We start from the raw sequence: 24,443 nt of genomic DNA on the forward strand, positions 1-24,443 counted from the left end.
CTCTAATCACTATAAATATAATAATTCTCTTAAAATTAACCCTAAAACCTTATATTTATAATGTTTTCTACACAATTAAATCTGTAACTTAATTATTGTTCGATAGCAAGAAAAAAAATCTTGTTTTTTTTATATGCTATTTTTTTAATTTTATATGAAGTTATACTTACTTATTGTTATAATAGTTTTATGAAATTAGGTGAATAAATGAAAAAAGCATTAATTATTGATGGTAACAATTTATTATTTAAAGCATATTATGCTACTGCATACCAAGGAGTTAATCTACATTCGCTACATGGTATTCGAACTAATGCCGTCTATGCTTTTATTAGAATGTTGACTAAGTACTTAAAATCTAACAATTATGCTAGCGTTTTTGTTGCATTTGATGCTGCTCGTAAAACATTTCGTCATGAAACTTTAGCAACATATAAAGGAAAAAGAAGTGAAACTCCGGTTGAATTAATTGAACAATTTAATTTAGTTAAAATATTTTTAGACTTAGCACAAATTTCTTGGGGACAAATAAATAATTATGAAGCTGATGATATTATTGGCAGCATTGTTAAAAATAAAGTTGCTAGTAATTATCAAATTGATATTATGAGTAGTGATAAAGATTTATTACAACTATTAGATAACAATATTAAAATTCTTAATCCACAAAAAGGGATGAGTGATTTAAAGGTTATTACTATTTCTACATTTCAATCAGAATATGAATTATTACCTTATCAAGTTACCGATTTAAAGGGATTAATGGGTGATAGTTCTGATAATTTACCTGGCATTAAAGGAATTGGTCAAAAAACTGCTATTAGTTTATTAAAAGAATATGACACATTAGAAAACATTATTGAAAATGTAGAACAATTAAAACCAAATGTTAGTAAACTAATTAAACTTAACTTTAATAATGGTATTATTTGTAAACAACTAGCACAACTTAATTTAAATACACCAATTACTGGTAATTTAGAAACGTTTAATTATAATGTTGAAAATTTAAATAATGAAAAGTTACAAGACTTTTACAAACAATATAATATGAACTCTTTATTAACACAAGACACTAATCCTAAAACTAATAAAAATAGTACATCTCACGTTCAAATTATAAATAAGTGAAATCAAGAATGAAATTGTGATTCAAATTACTTATGATTAGAAATTTTTGGTGATAATTATAATCGTGATAATATTATTGGTTTTGGTATTAAAAATGAAAAAGGAACATTTTATATTAATAAAATTAATGCAATTAATTGTCCTAATTTTCAACATTTCTTACAAAATAAAAAACTACAAAAAATAACTTGAGATTTAAAAAAGGTTATTATTGCAGGACTACGTTTAAAATTGATAATAAATAATATTATTTTTGACCATATGTTAGCTGCTTACCTTCTTTATGCTAATGAAAAAATATTACCAGAAAACATTGCTGTTATGCTCAATGTCAATGTTAAAGAAAATTTAAGTGCTGATGATTTCTATGGCAAAGCTATTAAAAAAAATATTCCCAATGATGAAAAAGAAATAGCTATTTTTTTAGAAAAAAAATTAAATTTTTTAACAGATTCTCATCTCATTCTTATAAAAAAATTAAAAGATACTAATAACTGAAATTTATATCAAGAGATTGAACTACCTGCTGCTTTTGTATTAGTAAATATGGAGTGTAATGGTGTTAACATTGATCAAAAAAAATTAAAACTACTAACTGATAAAACTTTACTAAAAATCCAAGATTTAGAATTACAAATTAAAAAAGAAAGTAATAGTAATTTAAATCCAAATTCACCAAAACAAATTAGTGAATACTTATTTAAAGAATTAAAATTACCTAATTATAAAAAAGGTAGTACTGCTTTTCAAGTTTTAATTAGTTTAAAAAATCAACATCCAATCATCGATATTCTTTTAGAATATCGTAAATTACAAAAATTATATTCCACTTACTTACTTGGTTTACAAAAATATATTTTTGATGATGGTAAAATTCATAGCATTTATAATCAAGTACAAACCGGTACTGGCAGGTTATCTTCATTAGATCCTAATATGCAAAATATTAGTATTCGCGATAAAGAACAAAGAGAAGTTCGTAAAATCTTTATTCCAAGCAAACCACATACTAAAATACTATCCTGTGATTATTCGCAAATTGAATTAAGAATATTAGCTCATATTAGTGAAGATGAAAATTTAATTAAAGCTTTTCAACAAAAGCATGATATTCATCGCGAAACTGCAAGTAAAATATTAAATATACCTTTAGCAGAAGTTACTAACGAACAAAGACAAAATGCAAAAGCTATTAATTTTGGCATTGTTTATGGCATTTCTAGTTTTGGTTTATCACAACAAATAGGAATTAAAGTTGAAGATGCTAAAATATTTATTAATAAATATTTTTCGGTTTTTCCAAAAATTAAAAGTTATATTAATAATATAATTGATTTTTGTGAAAAAAATGGATATGTTCAAACAATTTTTAATCGTAGAAGAGAAGTAATGGAAATTACAAATAAAAATAAGGTGATTCAAAATTTTGGTAAACGAATAGCAATGAACATGCCAATTCAAGGTAGTGCTGCTGATATTTTAAAATTAGCAATGAATAAAATTTATGAAGAAATAAAAAAACAAAATATTGATGCAATATTAATTGCACAAATTCATGATGAATTAATTTTTGAAGTTGAAGATAATAAAGTTAATGATGTTATTACTAAAATTACTAAAATTATGTCTAATGTTACTAAATTAAAAGTTCCCTTATTAATTAATACTAGTATTGGTAATAACTGATTTGAATTAAAATAAATTTTTAAAAATTTATTAATATTTAAAACAAATTAGTTTATTATATTTTATTGGAAGGAAAATAAAAATGCCAGAATTACCCGAAGTTGAAACTGTTCGCAAAACTTTACAACCACTTTTAACTAATCATAAAATTATTGGTGTTAGAATTCTTTTAAATAAAATTATCAAAACACCAAGTATTGAACAATTCACAAAACAAATTATTGGACAAACAATTAATGATGTTCAAAGAGTTGGTAAATTATTAATATTTATATTAGATGATTATGTATTATTAAGTCATTTACGAATGGAAGGAAAATATTATTTTCAACAAAATAATCAATCAATAAATTGAAAACATGTCTTATTAATATTAGAATTAGACAATAAATACGAATTAAGATATCATGACACAAGACAGTTTGGAACCTTTCATTTGCGAACTAAAAATGAATATCAAAACATAAAACCTTATATTAATATTGGTCCAGAACCTTTTAATAAAAATGTTACTGCTGAATATTTAAAAAATAAATGAAAAAATAAAAGTCAAAGTATTAAAGCAACATTATTAGAACAAAATGTTATGAGTGGTTTAGGAAATATTTATGCAGATGAAGTATTATTTTATGCTAGTATTCATCCGCAAAGTATTACTAAAAATTTAACACTTCAACAATTACAAGAAATCATTAATAAAGCAAGATTTGTGCTTGATAAATCAATAAAACTTGGTGGATCAACAATTAGTAGTTATACTTCAAGCCTTGGTGTAACAGGTTACTATCAACAAGAATTACAAGTTCATACTAGAGCAAAAATGCCTTGTTTTAAATGCCATACTATTATTAAAAAAATAAAAATAAACCTTCGTGGAACTTACTTTTGTAATCACTGTCAAATTAAATATTAACTGTGGAAAACTCAAAAGTATATATTAATAAAGAATATTTTTAATAAAAAAAGTGGAATAAATGTGGATAAGTATGTGTTTTAATCATTTCACTTTATTTATATTCTTTATGTGCATATAATTATCATACCATGAAAGAAATGGATAGTAAAAAGAAAGTTAGGGAATGAATATGAACAGAACAATAAATGATATTGATATTTTTAAGTTGAACCAATCAGAATATATTAGTAACGAAGATTACCAAATTTTATTTATGTTATATCAACCAATAATTGGTATTGAAGCAATAAATTTATATTTAACTTTAGTTCAAGAAAAGTTATTAACAAAACGTATTAATCTTGATTTCAATCATGGACGAATTAAATCTTTATTAAAAATAACTTCCACTCAATTACTTGTTGCTTTCCAACAACTTGAATCTGTTAACCTTATTAATACTTACTACTATTCTTTAAAATCTACTTACATTTATCAATTGTGTTCTCCCTTATCTGCTGATGATTTTTTTGCTAATACCCATTTAAACTCAGAACTACTTAAACAATTAGGAACTTTAAATTATGAAAGACAAAAATTTTATTTTTTGAAAAATGATATTGAAATTACACAAAATTATGTTAATATTACTCAACAGGAAAATACTATCCCTCAATCTTTAAAATTAAAAACAGCACTTAATAATATTTATGCTAAACAAGAGCAAACATCAATTTCTAGACAAATTTATTCATTTCAAAATAAAAATCAAATTAATACTATGAAAGTTAATTTAAATTCTAATGGTAATACAATTATATCTAAAGATAATTCTGATGTTATTAATACCACATTAAATTTAATGCAACAAAAATTACCTGAAGAATATTTAAAAAATTTAACTGGTAAAATACCAACTGATAAATTAAAAACAACATTAGAAATATTAACTAATAACTTTCAATTAAATAATGCTGTAATTAACTGCTTAATTGAATATGTTTGATTTAAAAATAATAAACGTTTAGAACCAAACTATATTATTAAAATTGCTGAAACCTTTCAAGAAAATCAAATTAATAGTATTGATGATGCTTTATCTCATTTAAAACTTGCTTATGCTCGTAGCAAAAAAAATCCACAGCAACAATTTCAACAAGAATCATTATGATCTACTACAGAACAATCAACAACAAATAATTTCAATAAAAAATTAATTAAAAAATATAAGGTTGATAATATTAAAAAAGATATAAAATTAACTCAAGAAGAAATAAAGAATATTTTAAAGGAATTTGATGCCCATTAATTTAATTATTAAAAGACACTATTATTAAGTAAGGAAATGATTATCATGAAACTTAAAGCGACAACTTTCTTAAAAGAAAACATTAACAATGCTGAACTTCATGACTTTATTAAAAAAAACAACTTAACTAACAGCAAACTAGAACCATATGTTGATTTATTAAAAACTTATATTGATAGCTACAATTTATGTAAAAAACGAGAGAATCTTAGCAAATGTCTACAAAATGTTAAAGGATATCGTTATAAACTAGTAATGTTACCTAATCAAAAAATAAGTTTAGTACTAACGGATTGTCTTCATTCTATTAATAGATCTGTCCAACAACAAGTACATAATAATTTTTTAATTAAATACTATGATGATAAACTTTTATCACTTTCATGAAGTAAAAATTTTAATGCCTCAACTAATGCAAGAAAAGAAATCATCCAGTATTTACATCAATCTTTAAAACACAAAAGTTATCAAGGTTTATACTTATATGGTGACACAGGTAGTGGCAAAACTTTTATTTTTATCTTATTTGCAAATAAATTAATTCAAAAAAATCAAACTGTTTGTTTTATTGTATGACCTGAATTTGTTATGGACATTAAAAAAAGTTTTAAAAATGATACTGATACTAATCAGCAAATTGAACAATTAAAATCATGTGACTTATTATTTATTGATGATTTAGGCGGTGAAACTGTTAGCGCTTGAGAGCGTGATGAATTATTATTTAGTATTCTTAATGCACGAATTTTACCATTAAAAACTACATTTATTAATTCTAACTATAGTATTAGTGAACTATATCAACATTATTATTTAAAAAATAGTAAATCAGAAGAAATTAAAGTTAAACGTTTATTAGAACGTATTCAAACTTTAACTATACCAATTGAATTAACTATTGAAGAATCACAAACTACCATTGAAAATAATAATAATATTGACAATATTAATAATGAAATAGAATATATACCAATATAAATTTCATAAAAAAATAAAATAATGAAAACTATAATTAAAATAAAGGAAATAATTTACTAATAAAATAAATGTTTTATAAATAAATCCATATTTTATGACAAATATTAACAATATTTGTTTATAATATACCTAGTCATTAATCAATATAAAAAACAAACACATAAAAGGAGTGACTTAATAATGGCAATTAAAATTGCAATTAATGGATTTGGGCGCATTGGCCGCCTTGCCTTTCGTCAATTATTTGACAAAAAAGAAATTGATATTGTTGCTATCAATGATTTAGGAAATGTAGAAGCTCTAGCATATCTATTACAATATGATTCAGCACATAGAACTTGAAAACATGGAAAAATCAAAGCAGACAAATCAAAAAATACTATTAATGTTGATGGTAAAATAATTAAAGTTTGTCAAGAAAAAGACCCAAAAGCATTACCATGAAAAGCCAATGATGTTGATATCGTAATTGAAGCAACTGGACGTTTTACAACAAAAGAATTAGCACAAGCACATATTGATGCTGGAGCTAAAAAAGTTGTGATTTCAGCACCCGCTAAAGGAGACTTAAAAACTATTGTTTATAATGTTAACCATGATATTCTAAAAAGTACTGATAATATTATTTCTGGTGCTTCATGTACTACTAATTGTCTTGCTCCTGTTGTTCATGCTCTAGAATCAGAATTTGGAATTATTAAGGGATGAATGACAACAGTTCATGCTGCAACTAATGACCAACGTTTACTAGACTTAGAACATTCAGATTTTAGAAGAGGACGTAGTGCTATGTCTAATATTGTTCCTGCAGCTACAGGTGCTGCTGCAGCTATTGGTTTAGTTATCCCTTCTGTTAAAGGAAAACTAGATGGTTCAGCAATGCGTGTTCCAATTATTACTGGTTCAATTGTTGATTTAACAATTGAATTAAAAAAAAATGTTACTGTTGAACAAGTTAATGCAGCAATGAAAAAACATAGTAGCGAATCATTTGCTTATAATGAAGATCCAATTGTTTCAACTGATATTATTGGTTCAAGTTTTGGTTCAATTTTTGATGCAACATTAACAAAAGTTATTGAAGTTGAAGGCAAACAAATTGTTAAAGTTTTTGCTTGATATGATAATGAAATGTCATATGTATCGCAATTAGTAAGAACAGTAATACACTTAGCAAAGCTAAAATAATTTTTAAATAGTTTAATTAAAATATTAAACTACAAAAATGCATCTTACCAATTACAAGATGCATTTTTATTAATAGCTTTAAAAATATATTAAAATTATAATATGAAAAAAGGAGATGAAAATTATATGAATAAAAAAACATTAAAGGATCTTGATTTTAAAAATAAAAAAGTTATTGTTCGTTTTGACTTCAATGTACCATTAGAAAATGGTAAAATTACCGATGATACAAGAATAAAAGCAAGCATCGAAACTATTAAGTATTTACAAAATCAAGATGCAAAAATAATTATGTTATCACATCTTGGAAGAATTAAATCTGAAGCTGATAAAGCGAAGAATACTTTAGCGCCCGTTGCAAAAAGACTAAGTGAAATCTTAAAAGAAAATGTAATATTCATTAATGAAACTCGTGGTACAAATCTTGAAACAGCTATTAATAATTTTAAAAACAAAGAATTACTTTTAATAGAAAATACTCGTTTTGAAGATTTAAATGGTAATAAAGAATCTACTAATAATCCCGAATTAGGTAAATATTGAGCACATTTAGGTGATGTATTTGTTAATGATGCTTTTGGTACTGCACACCGTGCTCATGCATCTAACGTTGGTATTGCTACTAATATCAAAAATAGTTGTGTTGGTTTATTAATTGAAAAAGAATTAACAATGCTTAATAAAATCACCGTTAATCCAGAACATCCTTTTATAGCAGTACTTGGTGGTGCTAAAGTATCAGATAAAATTGATGTTATCAAACAATTATTAACAAAAGCTGATAAAGTTCTTGTTGGTGGCGGTATGGCTTATACTTTTATGAAAGCATTGAATTATAAAATTGGTGATTCATTATTAGAAAAAGATAAAATTGAAATTGCTAAAGAAATTATTGAATTAGGAAAAGAAAAATTAATACTACCTATTGACTTTGTAATTGCTCCGGAATTTAAGGATATCAAAGGTAAAATTACTAATAATGAAAACATTGATGATGGATATGAAGGAATGGATATTGGTCCAAAAACAATTAAATTATTTGAAGATACTTTAATTAATGCTAAAACTGTTTTTTGAAATGGACCATTAGGAGTTTTTGAAATGAGTAACTTTGTTAATGGAACAAAAAATATTTGTAAAACTATTTCACAATTAAAAGGTGCATTTACACTAATTGGTGGTGGTGATAGTGCAGCAGCAGCAATTAAATTTGGATATAAAAATAAATTTAGCCATATTTCAACTGGTGGAGGTGCTTCATTAGAATATCTAGAAGGTAAGGATTTACCTGGTATTAATGCTATAGAAAATAAATAGTGAAAATATATGATTACTCAAGATCAAACAACAAGTGTTTTTATTCTTATTAGTTTATTTTTAATTACGATGGTTTTAATATTTCAATTATTCCAATTTATTTTTTGATTAATTATTATTTTAAAACCTGAATTGTAAATATAAATGGGACAAATGGGACAGTTTTTAAAATAATTGTATTAAGTCTATTGGGCTTTTATAAGATAGTGATTTTCTGGGTGTAGAATTAATTTGAAATGCTATAGCATTTAAGTCTTTTTGTTTATATAAAGATAGATCTGTAGATTTTGGTAAATATCTTCTTAAAATACCATTATTATTTTCATTTAAACCTCTTTGACAAGGTTTGCCAGGATCTGCAAAATAAATCTTAACATTGCAAATTTTTTCGATTAATTTTCATTTACTAAATTCTTTACCACGATCAAAAGTAATAGTTTTAACTGTTCCTTTTTGTAACTTTGAAATAAATTTTATTATACTTTTTGTAATATTTTCTGCTTTATGATTTTTAGAAACTAAAGGAATTGTGGTTTTTGATCATATATCAGCTAAAGTAATAATAGAACTTTTATGATCTTTACCAATGATAGTATCACCCTCTAAATGACCAAATTCTTGTATATTTTTAATATTAGGAATGATTAAATTTCTTTCATGAATAGATTTACAATTATTAATTCGTCCTCTAGTTTCTTTTCGTTTATGAGGTTTATTTTTTCCTTTTCTCAATAAGTTATTTTCATCAAAACCCATTCGATTTGTTTTAAACATGTTATATAAAGTTTTTGTTGAAATACTTTTTATTTTATTTTCCTTTAAAAAATTAGCAATTATATCAAGCGCATAATTTTTATTAATTAACAAATAATTAATAGTATTAATTTCTGTTAAAGTTAAAATTATTAATTTTCTACCTGCATTTTGCTTCTTTTTTTGAATTTGATTCAATATTTCTAATGGTAATAAGTTTTGATTTAATAATCTGCAAACTCTATGTACAGTTGATTTACTATAATCAACAGCTTTTGCTATTTTAAGAATTGAAAATTCATAACTTTTATATTCTTTTATTGCTATTATTGATTCAATAGTCAGATACTTATACATTGTGCTAATTCCTTTCTTTTCTTAATTATAGAATTAACACAATTTAATTTTTATATAAATGTCCTTTTTAATTTTACAATTCAGGAAATGATAAACATCACTTTCAGCACTACAACCAATATTTCAAATAGCATTTTGATTTTCAATACCTTTTTTATTATTTTTAAAATATTCATATATTTTTTCATCAGCATTATTTTCTTTTAAATAATCTAATAATTTATAATAATTACCATTTAAAAATAATTTATAATAAGCATAACTTAATTTTTTATTATTTTCTTTTGTTCTTTTACCTTTTCCTACAATAAATACTTGTTTTAATTTTTGTAATGGATGTCATTTATCTACAGCATAATCAATTTTTAAATAATTAGCAGTAGATTTAAGATAAGTTGTACCATCACCAGTTAATTTTAAATTTCTATTAGTATAACCTATAAAAATATTATCTAAATTAGTTATTATTGATTTACCAAATTCTTTTTTAGTAATTCTTTGACCTTTTCTAGTTGAAATAACAAAAATATATTTATTTTCTAAAACATGTCTATTATCAGTAGATTTATTTAAATCATAACCAGTACTAATACTTACTGTTCTATGTCTAAATTTTCTTTTTTTCTTATTATCAATTAAATTATTATAAGATTCATCTGATTGTATATAAATATAATCTGTTGGTAATATTTTTATTTTTTCTTTTGGTAATTCTTGTACAAATATATTTGTTTTTTTTACTCTTCTACAAATAGTTGATAAAGATATATCTATTTTTAAATTATGTTTAATTATAGGATATGTAATATTATTAAAATCTGCTTCATAAATTATTGATTTTGTTACTTGATTAGTAATTTTTTTATTTTTATCAATATTAATATATGTATCTAATGGATATAAATATTCACCAGTAATTTTATGTTGATATACTTTTCTATAAAAATCTTTTACTATTCCATACATTGATGTAAATGTTCTTTTAGCAGTTTTAACATATTTATATTTATTTTTATCATATTCATTTTGATGTCAATATTTATCATAATTAATTAAATTATTTTTATAATCTAATAACATTTGTTTTTCATGACTAATTTTAAACTGATTATGAGGAAATTTTTCAGGAAGTAAAATCATAAAAATATATCCTTTTTTTGATTTTTATTATATTTATTTTAAAAATAAAATGTTGTAAAAATATTATTTACACTAATGATATAATTAGTATATAAGTTTTAAATAAGGTGATATAATATGCCAACAAAAAGAAAAGAATTAGGAAATTATAAATTAAAAATAAGAAAATATTTTTCTAAAGAAAATCAGCCATATACTAAGCAAGGATTAAATTTAGCATTAGGAATTGATAGAAAAAACATATTTCATTGGCGACACAGAAGCCCAAAATGAGCAAAAAACTTTATCATTGAATACGATAAAGCATGTCAAAAAATAGAAGTTGAACTATTAAAAGGAGCATTAGCAACTCCACAATTAAAATTTGATTATTGAAGATTAGCATTTCCACAAGAAGTAGAAGAAAATAACAAAAAAAGTAATATAATTTTTAATATTTCTGAACCTAGAAAAATAGAAAATACTGATTAGAAACCTATAATAAATATAGGTTTTTTCTTTATTTTAAAGGGAAAAAATGATATAATTTAATAAAGCAATTATGTTAATAATTAACATAAGTTACAAGGGATTATCAAAAAAAAGCGATTATTAACAAGGGAGTATTTTTATGTCTAATTTTGAAGTTAAAGAAAAAAAAGAAACTTATACTTTTGAAGAATTACAAGAAACTTTAAAACAACAAAAAAATGTTGTATATGCTCAAGCAAAAGATGAATTTCTTAAAAAAGAATTATAACCAAAAATAAATGAATATCAAACAAAAATAAAAGAATATGAAAATAAAATTAATAGTTTTGAAGAGCAACAATTATTTTCAAATATTAAAGATACTAAAAAAGTAAATTTAATTAAAAATTTAATGAGTACTGATAATTATAAATCTTTATCTAAAAAGAAGCATTTAATAAAATAAATGAAGATTATAAAGATTTTTTAATTGATAAAACAGAACATATTAAACAAGAAAATAAACAACAAGATAATTCAATTAATCCTACTGATTTAATTTTACAATTACATAATAATTCATTAGACCATTTTAAAATTGCTCAAGATTTAAAAAATAAATCAATAACACAAGGAATGACTAATCAAAAAGAATTAGAAGATTTAGTTGAAATTACTAGAAATGAAGCTTTTCAATCTATTAGTAAATAGAAAGAAGTTTTATTATGGGAGCAATAAAAATACCTGAAGCATTTTTTATTAAAGGTAATAATCCAACTGAAAATGCTATTTTAAGTGTACTTGAAGCCCAAGTACGTGGTGAATTAACAAGTGAATGTTTAGGGACTTTCCTAAAAACTGTGTTTTTTAAATAAATTTTAGTTGTAAAATCACTAAGTTACACAGATTGCTGGAAAGTCCCTTAATAAATAAATAACATCTTCTAAATTTAATTTATTAATATCATCATATAAAGTTGATTGATAAGTGGCATTTTCATTTTTTGGATTAGTTAAAAAATCTTTTGCTCTTGCTTCTTTAATTTCTTCAACTGTTGGCATAGTTGGTCTAATTAAATACATTAAATTAGCTCTAATAGCACTAGGTAAAGCAAATAAACATTTACCAATAATTTTAATATTATCTGTATCATTATCTAATTTTTGTCTTATTTTAGTAAATGAAATTGGCATACCCCACATATATCTATTAACTACAAAACCATGTGTATTTTTTAAACTATAATCTTTTTCTAAATGCATTGCTTTTTCAGTATCATGAATAAATTCTTGTTCTAAATAAAAACTTTCTCAAAATTCCATACCAGCAATTAAACTTGTATATCTTCTACCATATGCTAATGTATCTGCTGAAATTTGACTATAATTTAAAACAGTAAATGCTTTTGATAAACCTAAATTACTATCAATTCCAGTTGCTCCCATTAAATCTTCTCTATTAGTTCCTACAATAATATAATTTACTAATTTAATTAATTTATTATTTCTTGCTTAAATTTTATAATAAGCTTCTTTTGCGGGACTTTCCTAAAAACTGTGTTTTTTAAATAAATTTTAGTTGTAAAATCACTAAGTTACACAGATTGCTGGAAAGTCCCTCTTTTTGCTTGTTCTGCATTCATATTAATTAAATCTAAAGGTAATACTAATGATTTAGCAATAGCATAATCTTGAATACCATTTAAAAATATTAATTCTAAATTTTCACCTAAATTTCTCATAAAACTTGCTGTTCAATTTGAAACAATTTGTACTGCAATATCTTTTGGTGCTTTCATAAATCTTTCAATATCAAATTCTGGAATTTCAAAATCAATTGTTAAATATTTATTAATTTCTAATTTAGTTGTATAAACATCAACAATTTGTCTTTTAGTTCCATTTTTTACATCTCATGTTGAACCCCAAAGTACACGAACTGTTGCACGATATATTGCTATACCAACACCAGCCATTTCACCAATTTGAGCAGCACTACAAGTTCCACGCATAACATGGGGACTTTCCAGCAATCTGTGTAACTTAGTGATTTTACAACTAAAATTTATTTAAAAAACACAGTTTTTAGGAAAGTCCCAATTTTCATTACATAAATATGTTATACCAATTCCTGGTATTGTACTAAGCAAAAACCCACTACCAATAATACCCACTTTTTCTCATATATTTAATCCTTGAAAATTATATATTAATTGTTGTCTACTATCTTCTGATATTCTTTCTTGTCTTATCATAATTTACTCTTATTTTTCTAATTTGAGTTAATAAAATTAATTATTAATATCTTAACATAAAAACTAACATTAATATTTTATTAAACAATTAATTAATATATTTAATATTCTAAAATAAGAATAATAAAAACTAATTAATGGAAATAAGTTTATTAAATAATAAAATAATTAAAACTTCTTTTCATTATTAATATAGTCTCATATATTATCCTTTCAAAGTTGCTAACATTACAGCTTTAATAGTATGTAAACAATTTTCTGATTGTTGAAATACCTTTGATGCAGAAGATCGAAATACTTCATCAGTAACTTCTAATTCACCTGTTCCACCATATTGTTTAACAATATCTTGAGTAATTTGTGTATTACCATCATGAAAACTTGGTAAAGAATGTAAAAATATAACATCTGATTTTGCAATTTTCATTTTTTCATCATTAACTTGATATGGCATTAATTCTTTAATTCGTTGTTTTAATAAAATTTTATCTTCACATACAGATGTTCAAACATCAGTAGCAACTACATCAGCATCTTTACTTGCTGTTTTATAATCTTCTGTTAAAATAATAGAACCACCCGTTTCTTGAGCAATTTCTTGACATTGTTTTAATAGTTGAGGATATGGTCATAAATTTTTATTAGTACAGATTACTAAATTCATTCCTAATTTTGCACTAATAATCATATAACTATTAGCCATATTAAAACGAGCATCTCCAAAATAAACAAATTTAATACCTTTAACATCTTTATTTTTTTTACACTCTTGAATTGTCATAATATCAGCAAGCATTTGTGTTGGATGATATAAGTCAGTTAAGCCATTTCATATCGGAACACCGGCATTTTCAGCTAATTCTTCAACATCAGTTTGTTTATATCCACGAAATTGAATACCATTATAAATTCTACCAAGAAATTTAGCGGTATCAATAATTGATTCTTTAACTCCTAATTTACTACTAGTTGGATCAAAATATGTTGAATGCATTCCTAAATCACAAGCAGCAACTTCAAACGCGCTTCTTGTTCTTAATGAATCTTTTCGATATAATAAAGCAACACTATAGCCTTTTAATGGCTGTTTTTCTATTCCTTTTTGTTTTGCAATTTTTAAAGTAGCAGCTAATTCTAATAAGTAATAAATTTCTTCTGAAGTAAAATCTAATAAACAAATAAAATTTCTGCCTTTTAAATTAATAGCCATGATATGTTTTCTTCCTTTCAGTTCCTAATATCTTTATTTAATTTAACATTAATATACAATATGGGCAACACTCTGGCCACATGACAATTCAGAATTAGTAATTTCATAAACATGGATATGTATTATTATATTTAATTTTTAACTCAAATTTATTAACAGCAAGTAATTATTTTGTTAATAAATTATTGAACTGAAAGTTGTTTTAAATATTTTTCTAGTGAAATAATATATTCTTTTTTAGAATTCCATTCTTTCAAAATTTGATTGATTAAGTAAGAACATATTTTTTTATTTTGGATAATACTCATTACAACAAACTTTTTAATATAAAATACTCCAATACCATTTCTGATAAAAATTTTAGCAAGTAATAAAACTATTTTTAATTTATTAATTTCTGAATATATATTAATAGCAGACTTACTTTGCATTCAGTATTCTCCTTAACTTAAAATATTCTTTTTTCTCTCTCATAGTTAACATTTAAAACCTTTTTTTATATTTTTGCAATAAATATACAAAAAATTACTAATGAATATGTATATATTAAATTAATAAGTGTATTTTATTATATATTTAAAATTTAAAACTATCAAAATAAAATTTTAAATATACAATAATAAATGAAAATGAAAAATATTAGTTTAGTAATTAAATGTAAAATTAAAAAAACAAAACTTTAAAACTTACTAAAATAGAATATTTTATAAAAGTTTTGAAAATAATGTTTTATCAATAAAACTTAATATAATTTTAAATTTAAAATTTGTACCTATAATGAACTCGTCAAGAAAAGTGGACAATAAAAGTAACCTTTTATTAAATTTTATAAAATAGCGTTTGTAAGTGTTAAATTTATAGGTATGAAGTAATTATTTGTTGGTTTGGAATGAGCTAATCAATATTCGATTGGACTCATTCCTTTTAATTTTATTTGAGGTCGATAATTATTATAAAAGTAAATATATTTAGGTAAGTTGTCTTGTATTCATTCAATAGTTCTATTTTTTCTTGGAATTTGATATAGAAATTCTGTTTTCATTGTTCCAAATCAAGTTTCAGTAGCACCATTATCACAGGAATTACCTCTTCTAGACATTGAAATTTTTATTTTTAATTCATCACATAAAATTTTATAAGAAGGATTTGTATAGTGAAATCCTTGATCTGATTGTAAAATTCATGAAGTAGGTTTTTGAGCATTAACTCAAGCTTGGATAATGTTTTGGACAACAAATGTCATGTCTAAACTTGCACTTATTTTATAATCTAATATTTCATTATTATGAAAATCTTTAACAATTGATAAATAATATGTTTTACCATTAGTTAATAAATAAGTTATATCAGTACCTAATTTTTCATTTAAATTAGTAGTTGAAAAATCACGTTTTAATAAATTATCATATCTTAAACTTCCTGATTTAGTTCTATAATCAAATTTTTTTATGCGAACCTTAGCTTTTAAACTCATATTTTTCATATATCTATATACAATATGAAATTTTAATTTTAAATTATAAATTTTGTTAATTCATAAAGTTATCATTTTATAACCATAAATTTCTTGAAATTCATAAAAAATATTTTTAATTATATTAGCTAAAAATGTATCTCATTTATTAAATTCATTCATTCCATTCTTAATTCACTTATAATATCCTGATTTTGAAACATTTAATAATCAACATAAATAACTAATCTGATATTTTTTCTTCAATGAGAAAATCACAAAATATTTCTTCTTTTTTGTCGATTTTTCTAAATACTTTTTTATATCGTTCATTGCCTCAATATATTCAATTAATTCTTGTTTTGTCATTTCATTAAAATTTAAAGATTTGGGTCGACCTGTTCTTTTGGTTTTTTTTAGCACGAATTCCATTGCCATATTCTAAACCTTTTTCACCTAATAATTTATATGCTTTAATTCATTCTTTTATTGATGATCGACCAATACCATACTCTAATGCGGTTTTATCAATTGTTTTAATTTTACTTATTTTTATTATTTTTAACTTTTCTTCTTTTGATAGTCATTTAGCCATAAAAAAATGAACACCTTCCTTAAAGTATTTTTAACACAAAGGTTACAATTCTGTGTCTACTTTATTCTAGATGTTCATAATTTAGGTACAAATTTTTATTATTTCTCATTTTGCTGTGTGTACATCACAATACGTAAAATAAGTTGTAATATTTCATAAATCATACGAATCAAGTAATAAATAAACTTAATTTGGAAAATTCAACTAATAGCACGTATTTCTTTTTCATTTAAAATACCAACAAGATTTTGACAAATTTCTTTTCTTGATTTAGCATAAAAAATCATTTGCATTGAAGAAAAAAGAATTAATAAAATACTACCTAAAATTGATAAAACAATTGAAAGTATATTGGCGGTCGCTGCTGATAAAGTAATTCAAGAATTAGCAGGTGAAAGAGCAAATAGAATAGCAAGTGCAAAAGGAATTAAAACAAAAAATAATGTTATTTTACGAGAAAAATCTCATCAAAAAGTATTAAAACGACTACTATTTGAACTACTTACTGCCCAAGTACTTTCCATTGCCATTGCTAAAGTATAAATAGAACGACGGTGATAAGTTCATGGTAATAGTCTTAAAATAAAATTACCATTATTAAATAAATATGGCCTTAAATAAAAAAACCTAGGTTCAACAGTAATACTATTAATATTACCAAATCCCTTAAATTTTATTCTTTTTGCATTAATACCGTATGTTTTTAAATATTTTTGAGATAACTCGCCACCAGTTAAATTAGCACTATTTTCACGATGGAATCAAGAATACTTAATTCAAGTGAAAAATCAAATCATAGTAACAACAAACAAAATTACACCAACAATAGCTACTAAGCTTGCTAAAACAATTAAACTAGTTGATCAAGTCTTTGGATCATTTGGATTAACTGAGGATAATAATAAATTAGTCATAATTTTCTCCTTTCTAACTATTTGAATAGAGTCTACAATATTATAACATAGTATTATTCCACCACGAAAAGAAAGTTATAAACTTCTTGATCACCATCAACAATTTCATATTCAATATCATAATCTTCATCTAAAATTTTTTTCATAAAATTAATTTGATCTTTTGAATAACCTTTACCTTTAAAAATAGTAATTATTTCTGCACCATCTCAAATTAATTTAGTAAACAATACTTTAATTACATTAAATAAATTTTCATTTGAAGCAATAATTTTTTCTTTACCATCTTTATTACGAAAACTAACAGCAGAAAAAAAGTGTTTTTTTCCAATTTTAATACCATCTATTTCAACATCACGATCAGCAACTGTTACATAACCAAAAGCAGCATATTTAATTTCACTTCACATATTTTTATTATTTTCTTTTGCACTTAATTCAGGATTGAAATTTAAAGCGGCACGCATACCTTGAGCAATATTTTTAGCAGGTAATACAAAAACTTTTGATTTTTTTTCTAATTTTTTTGCTTGTTCTGCTGCTAAAAATAAATTACTATCATTTGGCAAAATAAAGACATTTTTTGCATCGACAATTTCAATTGCCTTTAAAAAGTCATCTGTTGATGGATTAATTCTTTTTGAATACATAATAATATTGTTAACCTTTAATTCATCTCTAAAAAAGGTTTCAATTCCTCTACCAGGAACAGCAGCAATTAAAGCAAATTTATTATTTAATTTACGAATTGGTTTAATAGTTTGTGTATGTGCTTTTGCCTGTTCGGTCATATTTTCAATTTTTACTTTTAAAATTTCACCAAATTTCTGAAAATAATTTAAAATTTGACCCGGTTTTAAAGTATGAACATGAACTTTGATTAAATCTTCATCATCTACTAAAACTATTGATTGACCATCCATTGTTTCTAAATCAGTTCGTGTTTTGCTTAAATTAAAATCTAACTTACTAACTTTATTTAGTTTTACAATAACTTCTGAACAATAACCAAAGTTTTCTTGATCTAAAACCATTTCTAATTTTGCTGTATCTTGTTGTTCTAATTTTTTCTTTGGTGAAATAGCTTTACCGTGCTTTAAACCATACACCATACCTTCAACAATATAAACTAAACCAGCACCACCCGAATCAACAACTCCTACTTTTTTTAAAATTGGCAATAAATCAGGTGTTCTTTTTAATGATTCTTTCATTCCTTCTAGTAATTTTTCAAAAATATAAAGCGAATCTTTGCCTGTTATTTCTAATTCATTAATATAATTAGTACCATCTTTAATAATAGTAAGAATAGTACCTTCTACTGGTTTCATAACTGCACAATATGCATAATCTTGCGCACTTTTTCAAGATTTTAATAAATCCTCATTACTAATGAAATCATTTTTTAAATCTTTTGTTTTTATAGTTTGAAAAAAACCACGAAAAATTTGAGATAAAATAACTCCAGAATTACCACGCGCACCCATCATTAAACCACGAGAAAAAGTAGTAGCAAATGTTTTTAAACTATCATATTCTTTGCCATTTAATTCTTTTATACCATTCATCATTGTTAAATTCATATTTGTTCCAGTATCACCATCAGGTACTGGGAAAACATTTAATTTATCAACTTCAAAATGATGATTATAAAGATTATTAGCACCGCTAATAAGCATAATTTTTAAGGTTTTAATATCAATTTTTTTCATTTAATTTCACCTTATATTTTCTTTTATTCTTCAATTAAATCATGAACAAAAATGTTAAGTACTATATAGTCTTGATGTTTAATAATCTTTTCAACAATATATTTTAAATTTTTCTGAGTTTGATTCATAATATTTCAAATATTATTATTAAAAAAACAAACTATATTAATATCAATAATTCAACCTAAATCAGACTTGTTAACTTTAATTCCATAATTATTATCTTTTTCATAAATATTGGCAACACCTGGTACAGATAAAATACTTTCTGATAATGCTTTTTTAATAATGTTCATAATATCTTTATCTTTCTCCACATAATCACCCCTATTATATTAATAATAAATTAAATTTATATAAAATAAAATCTCTTATAATTTTTATAGTCTTTTATATTATACCCAATATAATATATCAAGACAATAATAATCTTAAAGATAAAGATATTATATATTGATAATGGTTTTTTCTATATAAAAACATAATTAAGAAAAACTAAACTACCTAATTATTAAACCTGAATTGTAAAATTAAAAAGGACATTTATATAAAAATTAAATTGTGTTAATTCTATAATTAAGAAAAGAAAGGAATTAGCACAATGTATAAGTATCTGACTATTGAATCAATAATAGCAATAAAAGAATATAAAAGTTATGAATTTTCAATTCGTAAAATAGCAAAAGCTGTTGATTATAGTAAATCAACTGTACATAGAGTTTGCAGATTATTAAATCAAAACTTATTACCATTAGAAATATTGAATCAAATTCAAAAAAAGAAGCAAAATGCAGGTAGAAAATTAATAATTTTTACTTTAACAGAAATTAATACTATTAATTATTTGTTAATTACTAAAAATTATGCGCTTGATATAATTGCTAATTTTTTAAAGGAAAATAAAATAAAAAGTATTTCAACAAAAACTTTATATAACATGTTTAAAACAAATCGAATGGGTTTTGATGAAAATAACTTATTGAGAAAAGGAAAAAATAAACCTCATAAACGAAAAGAAACTAGAGGACGAATTAATAATTGTAAATCTATTCATGAAAGAAATTTAATCATTCCTAATATTAAAAATATACAAGAATTTGGTCATTTAGAGGGTGATACTATCATTGGTAAAGATCATAAAAGTTCTATTATTACTTTAGCTGATATATGATCAAAAACCACAATTCCTTTAGTTTCTAAAAATCATAAAGCAGAAAATATTACAAAAAGTATAATAAAATTTATTTCAAAGTTATAAAAAGGAACAGTTAAAACTATTACTTTTGATCGTGGTAAAGAATTTAATAAATGAAAATTAATCGAAAAAATTTGCAATGTTAAGATTTATTTTGCAGATCCTGGCAAACCTTGTCAAAGAGGTTTAAATGAAAATAATAATGGTATTTTAAGAAGATATTTACCAAAATCTACAGATCTATCTTTATATAAACAAAAAGACTTAAATGCTATAGCATTTCAAATTAATTCTACACCGAGAAAATCACTATCTTATAAAAGCCCAATAGACTTAATACAATTATTTAAAAAACTGTCCCATTTGTCCCATTTATATTTACAATTCAGGTTTTAACTCATTGCTAGATGTTTGTGTTTTACTTTCTTGCTGTTCCATAAGTTCATCTCCTTTTTAACATAAAAAACCAATTTGCTTTAAAATTAAAACAATGGGTTTAAAAACATTATAAATTCATTATATGCCTTTCTAAGTGAAAATCAATTAAAAACATAATAAACTTCCTTTTTTAAATTTTTACTGGAATAAAATTTTTATTAACTAATATCTTTACTCCATAAATGCTCATAACTTATATTTTCTAAAATTTAATAATCAAGTAATAATATAAGCACTAATATAAACAATAATATTAATAGCAAAAGCTAATAAAAAATATCATCAACGAAAAATAATTGGATAAATAACATGACTAAAAGTAATTAACTGTTGTGCTAATATATTAATTAATATTGGACTAATAAAAACACTAAAAACTGAGAAAATTAAAATTAAAGGGACAATAATTATAATAAAATTGTACGATACTTCCATAGTATTATATCCCAATACTTTTAAAATATTAATCAATATTCAATTATCACGAACTAAAATATTAGTAACCAAAGTCATAATCATAAATGATAATATAATACTACAAATTGCAAAAAAACCAATAAGTAATTGAATACTTATTTCATTATTTTCCAATGCTGCTTTTTCATTACCAATTGGAACAATACCACTCAAAGAACTAATAAAACCACTAGAACTAATGTAGTCAGTATTCAAAATTTTAGTTAAATCAAGATTATAATTATTTTCAGTATTAATAAAAGTTAAGTAATGTCGTAACTCATTATCATTAAATTTACTCATTTTGGCATTATTAATTAATAATCCTGTATTTTCATTAATAGCACTATTTAAAAGTGATTGTGATACTAATAATGTTGACATTCCTAAATTCCTAAAGCCATCATAAATAATACCAATTAAATATTTTTTATTACCATTAAAATCAAAATATGGATATAAAATTGCTTTACCAATATTGTTACCATTACCAGTACTAGTATTGGATGCTGGGGCATTAGATGCTGCAATTGGTAAAAAGGTAACATTTGGAGCATTAGTACTAGTAATATGTAATTGTTTTTTTACATTGTTAACATTTTTAGTAAATTCTTTATCTAATCAAAAATCAGAAGTGTTCATTGTATCATTGTTCATATTAATAAATTTTTTAAATTTACTATTAATTAAATTAGGTTTAATAAAATTATTACTATTTGCATTAATACCATAGATAGTTTGTCTTATTGTAACTTCATTGCTAAAGCATGAATCATTAAAAGTTTGAGTTACACTATCATAAGTATTACCAATAGCATTGTTATGACTAAAATCCAAATCATAAGAATCTTCAATATTCAATTTAATAAAAGGTAACTCATTTTGTTCCTGATAAGGAATAATACCAAAACTAATTAATAAATCATTATTATTACCACTTTCATTTGTTAAATAATTAATAATATTTATTTGTTTTGCTCACTGTTTTTTAAATGTTTGTGGTAATAAATTTCATGTTGTCGATTTTTCAAAATTTTTACGCATCTTTAATAAATCGCTACCCAAAATATATTTATTACGTAAATCGCGAATAACGGGGGCTGGATTATTAGGATTTATTAAATATGAATCAATAGCATCTTGTAAATCTTGTTTAAGTGATACTCCTGATTCTATTTGTGAAACTGGAGCAATGTTATAAAGCAACTGCTTGTTATTATTAATAAAATTATTTTCAATGTCTTCATAATGATAACTATTTAAATAATTAAAATTAATCCCTTCAAATTGTAATGATAACATATCATTAACTAAACCACTAGCTGCAATTGAAAATAGCATCAATGTGGCAGCAAAAATACTAACTATACTAATGATAACTAATTTACCAAAACTACGCATGCTAATAGTTATTGCCAATTTATTATGATAACTAATATCGCCAATAACTTTAACACTAATAAAATTAAAAATTTTGCTAATATTTAAATGATGATATTTTTTAAAATTTTTACTACTAATTAAGTCAAGTGGTTTTTTTGTAAAAATAAATAAACTATAAAAAAACTAATAATTACTAATAACAATAAAGGAACAGTTACCACAATAATTGTCATATGCACATTTATATATCATCCATAGTTAATTAGCGCTAAATATAAGTTATGACTATTAATAAGAATATGACTAATAAATACTGATATTAAAACACCAATAATAGCAAAAATAAATAAAGGTCAAATAATAGCTAAAACTAAAGAAATTGTTAATTGTCAATTTTTATAACCCAATGCTTTTAAAATTCCAATTAATTTATGATTATGATGAATCATCTTTCATACTACCATTAAAATAATAACACTAGTGACAGTAAAAATTAATGTTAAAAATATTATACCAACATTTTGTGTTAAATTAATTCGTTCATTTAAGAAAAAAATAGCATTTTCATTATAAGGTCTTCAAAAATAATCATCATTTGTTAAAATACTAGCAACATTAGCAAAATTTATACCATTAGTAAGATTTTGATAATGATGACCATATGCTAATTGATTATGTAATATATTATATAATCATGGATTTAAACTACGTTCAGGATAAACGGGATTAAAACTATTTTTTTGTTTATTTTTATCAATAAAACCCTTAAAATCATTATTGATGTTAACCATTGTATTACTATTAACAAAAGCAACAGTTTTATTTTTTGGATCCATCAATCCACTAATATTATTGACAATAAAAGCACTATTTCGACTAGTAACAAATCCTCTAACAGTAAAAGTACGATTAACAATATTGTACTTATCACCAATTTTTAAATTATTATTATTATTAGCAAATTGTTCATAAATTAAAATTTCATTATCTTGTAATGGTAACTCTTCCAAACTTTGTTTATAATTACCTACTAAAATTGGTGGATCAATAATATTTTTAGGAACTGTTTGTGTAAAAAGAAAAGATTTACCGGTCATTAATAAATCATTAACTAAAGTATATTGATTTCATTCAATATTTTGAAATAACATGCCATTAATAATTAAAAAATATAGTTGTGATTGCAAAGAAATATCAATTTTATTATATTCATGATTAGCGTATGATATTTTATGATAAATTTCATCTTGATAAATTTTTAATGCTTTATCATTTAAAATAAAATAGTTTACTTGATTAATATTTGTCTTTCCATCATAAACATAACTATTAATTAAATTAAGCATTGCATTTTTATATTCTTCAGAAGAGTTATAACCTTGATGATAATTATTAGGAACTAATAGTTTAAAATCAACATAATCATGATGATATTTAGTAGATATATTATTTCCAATTTGTAAATAATTATTAGCATGAGAATCACTTAAATCACTACTACCATTAAAAATAAAACGATAAGTATCGGTATTAGCATTAACTAAAGCAATTTGAAAAGTTGCATGATTTAATTTAAAAGTATCAATACTATCATCTTGTTTATAATATGACATATTTTCCAATCATAAT

General features: G+C 23.2%; 24 protein-coding genes and 1 pseudogene. 11 read left to right on the forward strand and 14 right to left on the reverse strand.

From position 1 onward, the window contains the following. The first annotated feature begins 207 nt into the window (after window positions 1-207). The 6 genes from polA (at window position 208) to ACQH20_RS04085 (ending at window position 8,504) form a co-directional block, all read left to right on the forward strand. A complete protein-coding gene (gene polA / locus ACQH20_RS04060) occupies window positions 208-2,832 on the forward strand; it encodes a DNA polymerase I (protein ID WP_425376600.1) in 2,625 nt (874 codons plus the stop codon). A 67-nt stretch (window positions 2,833-2,899) separates the two neighbouring features. Beyond that, window positions 2,900-3,730 carry a DNA-formamidopyrimidine glycosylase gene (gene mutM, locus ACQH20_RS04065; protein WP_425376601.1) on the forward strand — a complete coding sequence of 277 codons (831 nt, stop codon included), beginning with the start codon at window positions 2,900-2,902 and terminating at the stop codon, window positions 3,728-3,730. Window positions 3,731-3,902: 172 nt separating this feature from the next. Next, the gene (locus tag ACQH20_RS04070) at window positions 3,903-5,021 is read left to right on the forward strand and encodes a DnaD domain protein (protein ID WP_425376602.1); all 1,119 of its coding nucleotides are present in this window, start codon (window positions 3,903-3,905) and stop codon (window positions 5,019-5,021) included. Window positions 5,022-5,066: 45 nt separating this feature from the next. Further along, a complete protein-coding gene (locus ACQH20_RS04075) occupies window positions 5,067-5,999 on the forward strand; it encodes an ATP-binding protein (protein ID WP_425376603.1) in 933 nt (310 codons plus the stop codon). 180 nt (window positions 6,000-6,179) lie between these two features. Then, a complete protein-coding gene (gene gap / locus ACQH20_RS04080) occupies window positions 6,180-7,187 on the forward strand; it encodes a type I glyceraldehyde-3-phosphate dehydrogenase (protein ID WP_342266864.1) in 1,008 nt (335 codons plus the stop codon). Window positions 7,188-7,313: 126 nt separating this feature from the next. Beyond that, a complete protein-coding gene (locus ACQH20_RS04085) occupies window positions 7,314-8,504 on the forward strand; it encodes a phosphoglycerate kinase (protein ID WP_425376604.1) in 1,191 nt (396 codons plus the stop codon). A gap of 165 nt (window positions 8,505-8,669) precedes the next feature. Here the strand turns inward: ACQH20_RS04085 and ACQH20_RS04090 are convergent, their stop codons facing one another. Together ACQH20_RS04090 and ACQH20_RS04095 are read right to left on the reverse strand one after the other, a co-directional pair. After that, window positions 8,670-9,614 (reverse strand): IS30 family transposase, encoded by a 945-nt coding sequence (locus ACQH20_RS04090; RefSeq protein WP_425376605.1) that lies wholly within the window; start codon window positions 9,612-9,614, stop codon window positions 8,670-8,672. Window positions 9,615-9,647: 33 nt separating this feature from the next. Continuing rightward, entirely contained in the window at window positions 9,648-10,754 is a 1,107-nt protein-coding gene (locus ACQH20_RS04095; RefSeq protein ID WP_425376606.1) for a UPF0236 family transposase-like protein, read from the reverse strand. A gap of 117 nt (window positions 10,755-10,871) precedes the next feature. Between ACQH20_RS04095 and ACQH20_RS04100 the strand changes: the two genes are divergently transcribed. From ACQH20_RS04100 to ACQH20_RS04110, 3 genes are all read left to right on the forward strand, one after another. Beyond that, a complete protein-coding gene (locus ACQH20_RS04100) occupies window positions 10,872-11,225 on the forward strand; it encodes a hypothetical protein (protein ID WP_425376607.1) in 354 nt (117 codons plus the stop codon). 139 nt (window positions 11,226-11,364) lie between these two features. Continuing rightward, on the forward strand, window positions 11,365-11,493 hold the full coding sequence (locus ACQH20_RS04105; protein WP_425376608.1) for a hypothetical protein: 129 nt from the start codon (window positions 11,365-11,367) through the stop codon (window positions 11,491-11,493). Between the two features lie 436 nt (window positions 11,494-11,929). Beyond that, window positions 11,930-12,079, forward strand: coding sequence for a hypothetical protein (locus ACQH20_RS04110; protein ID WP_425376609.1), 150 nt, complete (start codon window positions 11,930-11,932; stop codon window positions 12,077-12,079). Window positions 12,080-12,097: 18 nt separating this feature from the next. Here the strand turns inward: ACQH20_RS04110 and ACQH20_RS04115 are convergent, their stop codons facing one another. The 7 genes from ACQH20_RS04115 to ACQH20_RS04145 form a co-directional block, all read right to left on the reverse strand. Continuing rightward, window positions 12,098-12,649 (reverse strand): hypothetical protein, encoded by a 552-nt coding sequence (locus tag ACQH20_RS04115; protein ID WP_425376610.1) that lies wholly within the window; start codon window positions 12,647-12,649, stop codon window positions 12,098-12,100. Window positions 12,650-12,798: 149 nt separating this feature from the next. Beyond that, the gene (locus ACQH20_RS04120; protein WP_425376611.1) at window positions 12,799-13,236 is read right to left on the reverse strand and encodes a hypothetical protein; all 438 of its coding nucleotides are present in this window, start codon (window positions 13,234-13,236) and stop codon (window positions 12,799-12,801) included. A 36-nt stretch (window positions 13,237-13,272) separates the two neighbouring features. Then, window positions 13,273-13,458: a hypothetical protein gene (locus tag ACQH20_RS04125; protein WP_425376612.1), complete on the reverse strand. Its 186-nt coding sequence runs from the start codon at window positions 13,456-13,458 to the stop codon at window positions 13,273-13,275. A 205-nt stretch (window positions 13,459-13,663) separates the two neighbouring features. Continuing rightward, window positions 13,664-14,668: an ornithine carbamoyltransferase gene (gene argF, locus ACQH20_RS04130; protein ID WP_339039716.1), complete on the reverse strand. Its 1,005-nt coding sequence runs from the start codon at window positions 14,666-14,668 to the stop codon at window positions 13,664-13,666. Between the two features lie 182 nt (window positions 14,669-14,850). Then, a complete protein-coding gene (locus ACQH20_RS04135) occupies window positions 14,851-15,099 on the reverse strand; it encodes a hypothetical protein (RefSeq protein ID WP_425376613.1) in 249 nt (82 codons plus the stop codon). Window positions 15,100-15,494: 395 nt separating this feature from the next. Continuing rightward, a complete protein-coding gene (locus ACQH20_RS04140) occupies window positions 15,495-16,553 on the reverse strand; it encodes an IS3 family transposase (protein WP_425376614.1) in 1,059 nt (352 codons plus the stop codon). Beyond that, complete coding sequence (locus tag ACQH20_RS04145) at window positions 16,495-16,716, reverse strand: helix-turn-helix domain-containing protein (protein ID WP_425376615.1); 222 nt, start codon at window positions 16,714-16,716, stop codon at window positions 16,495-16,497. Before ACQH20_RS04145 ends, ACQH20_RS04140 begins: the two co-directional genes overlap by 59 nt. Before the next feature lie 6 nt (window positions 16,717-16,722). Between ACQH20_RS04145 and ACQH20_RS04150 the strand changes: the two genes are divergently transcribed. Continuing rightward, entirely contained in the window at window positions 16,723-16,875 is a 153-nt protein-coding gene (locus tag ACQH20_RS04150) for a hypothetical protein (protein WP_425376616.1), read from the forward strand. Here the strand turns inward: ACQH20_RS04150 and ACQH20_RS04155 are convergent. The 3 genes from ACQH20_RS04155 to ACQH20_RS04165 are packed head-to-tail and all read right to left on the reverse strand — an operon-like array spanning window position 16,815 to window position 19,638. Next, window positions 16,815-17,630 (reverse strand): hypothetical protein, encoded by an 816-nt coding sequence (locus ACQH20_RS04155; protein WP_425376617.1) that lies wholly within the window; start codon window positions 17,628-17,630, stop codon window positions 16,815-16,817. The two genes, ACQH20_RS04150 and ACQH20_RS04155, sit on opposite strands and share 61 nt — an antisense overlap. A 53-nt stretch (window positions 17,631-17,683) precedes the next feature. Continuing rightward, window positions 17,684-19,342, reverse strand: coding sequence for a DAK2 domain-containing protein (locus tag ACQH20_RS04160; protein WP_425376618.1), 1,659 nt, complete (start codon window positions 19,340-19,342; stop codon window positions 17,684-17,686). A 23-nt stretch (window positions 19,343-19,365) separates the two neighbouring features. Beyond that, window positions 19,366-19,638: a hypothetical protein gene (locus ACQH20_RS04165; RefSeq protein ID WP_425376619.1), complete on the reverse strand. Its 273-nt coding sequence runs from the start codon at window positions 19,636-19,638 to the stop codon at window positions 19,366-19,368. 305 nt (window positions 19,639-19,943) lie between these two features. Between ACQH20_RS04165 and ACQH20_RS04170 the strand changes: the two are divergent. Continuing rightward, window positions 19,944-20,933: pseudogene (locus ACQH20_RS04170) on the forward strand (IS30 family transposase). Between the two features lie 213 nt (window positions 20,934-21,146). Here ACQH20_RS04170 and ACQH20_RS04175 read toward each other — a convergent pair. Both ACQH20_RS04175 and ACQH20_RS04180 read right to left on the reverse strand, forming a co-directional pair. Then, window positions 21,147-22,850: an FtsX-like permease family protein gene (locus ACQH20_RS04175; protein WP_425376620.1), complete on the reverse strand. Its 1,704-nt coding sequence runs from the start codon at window positions 22,848-22,850 to the stop codon at window positions 21,147-21,149. 101 nt (window positions 22,851-22,951) lie between these two features. Next, window positions 22,952-24,427, reverse strand: a complete 1,476-nt coding sequence (locus ACQH20_RS04180; RefSeq protein WP_425376621.1) for an ABC transporter permease — start codon at window positions 24,425-24,427, stop codon at window positions 22,952-22,954. Window positions 24,428-24,443: the final 16 nt, after the last annotated feature.

The sequence above is a fragment of the Spiroplasma endosymbiont of Aleiodes alternator genome (genome assembly GCF_964031135.1).
GTDB lineage: Bacteria > Bacillota_I > Bacilli_A > Mycoplasmatales > VBWQ01 > Spiroplasma_E.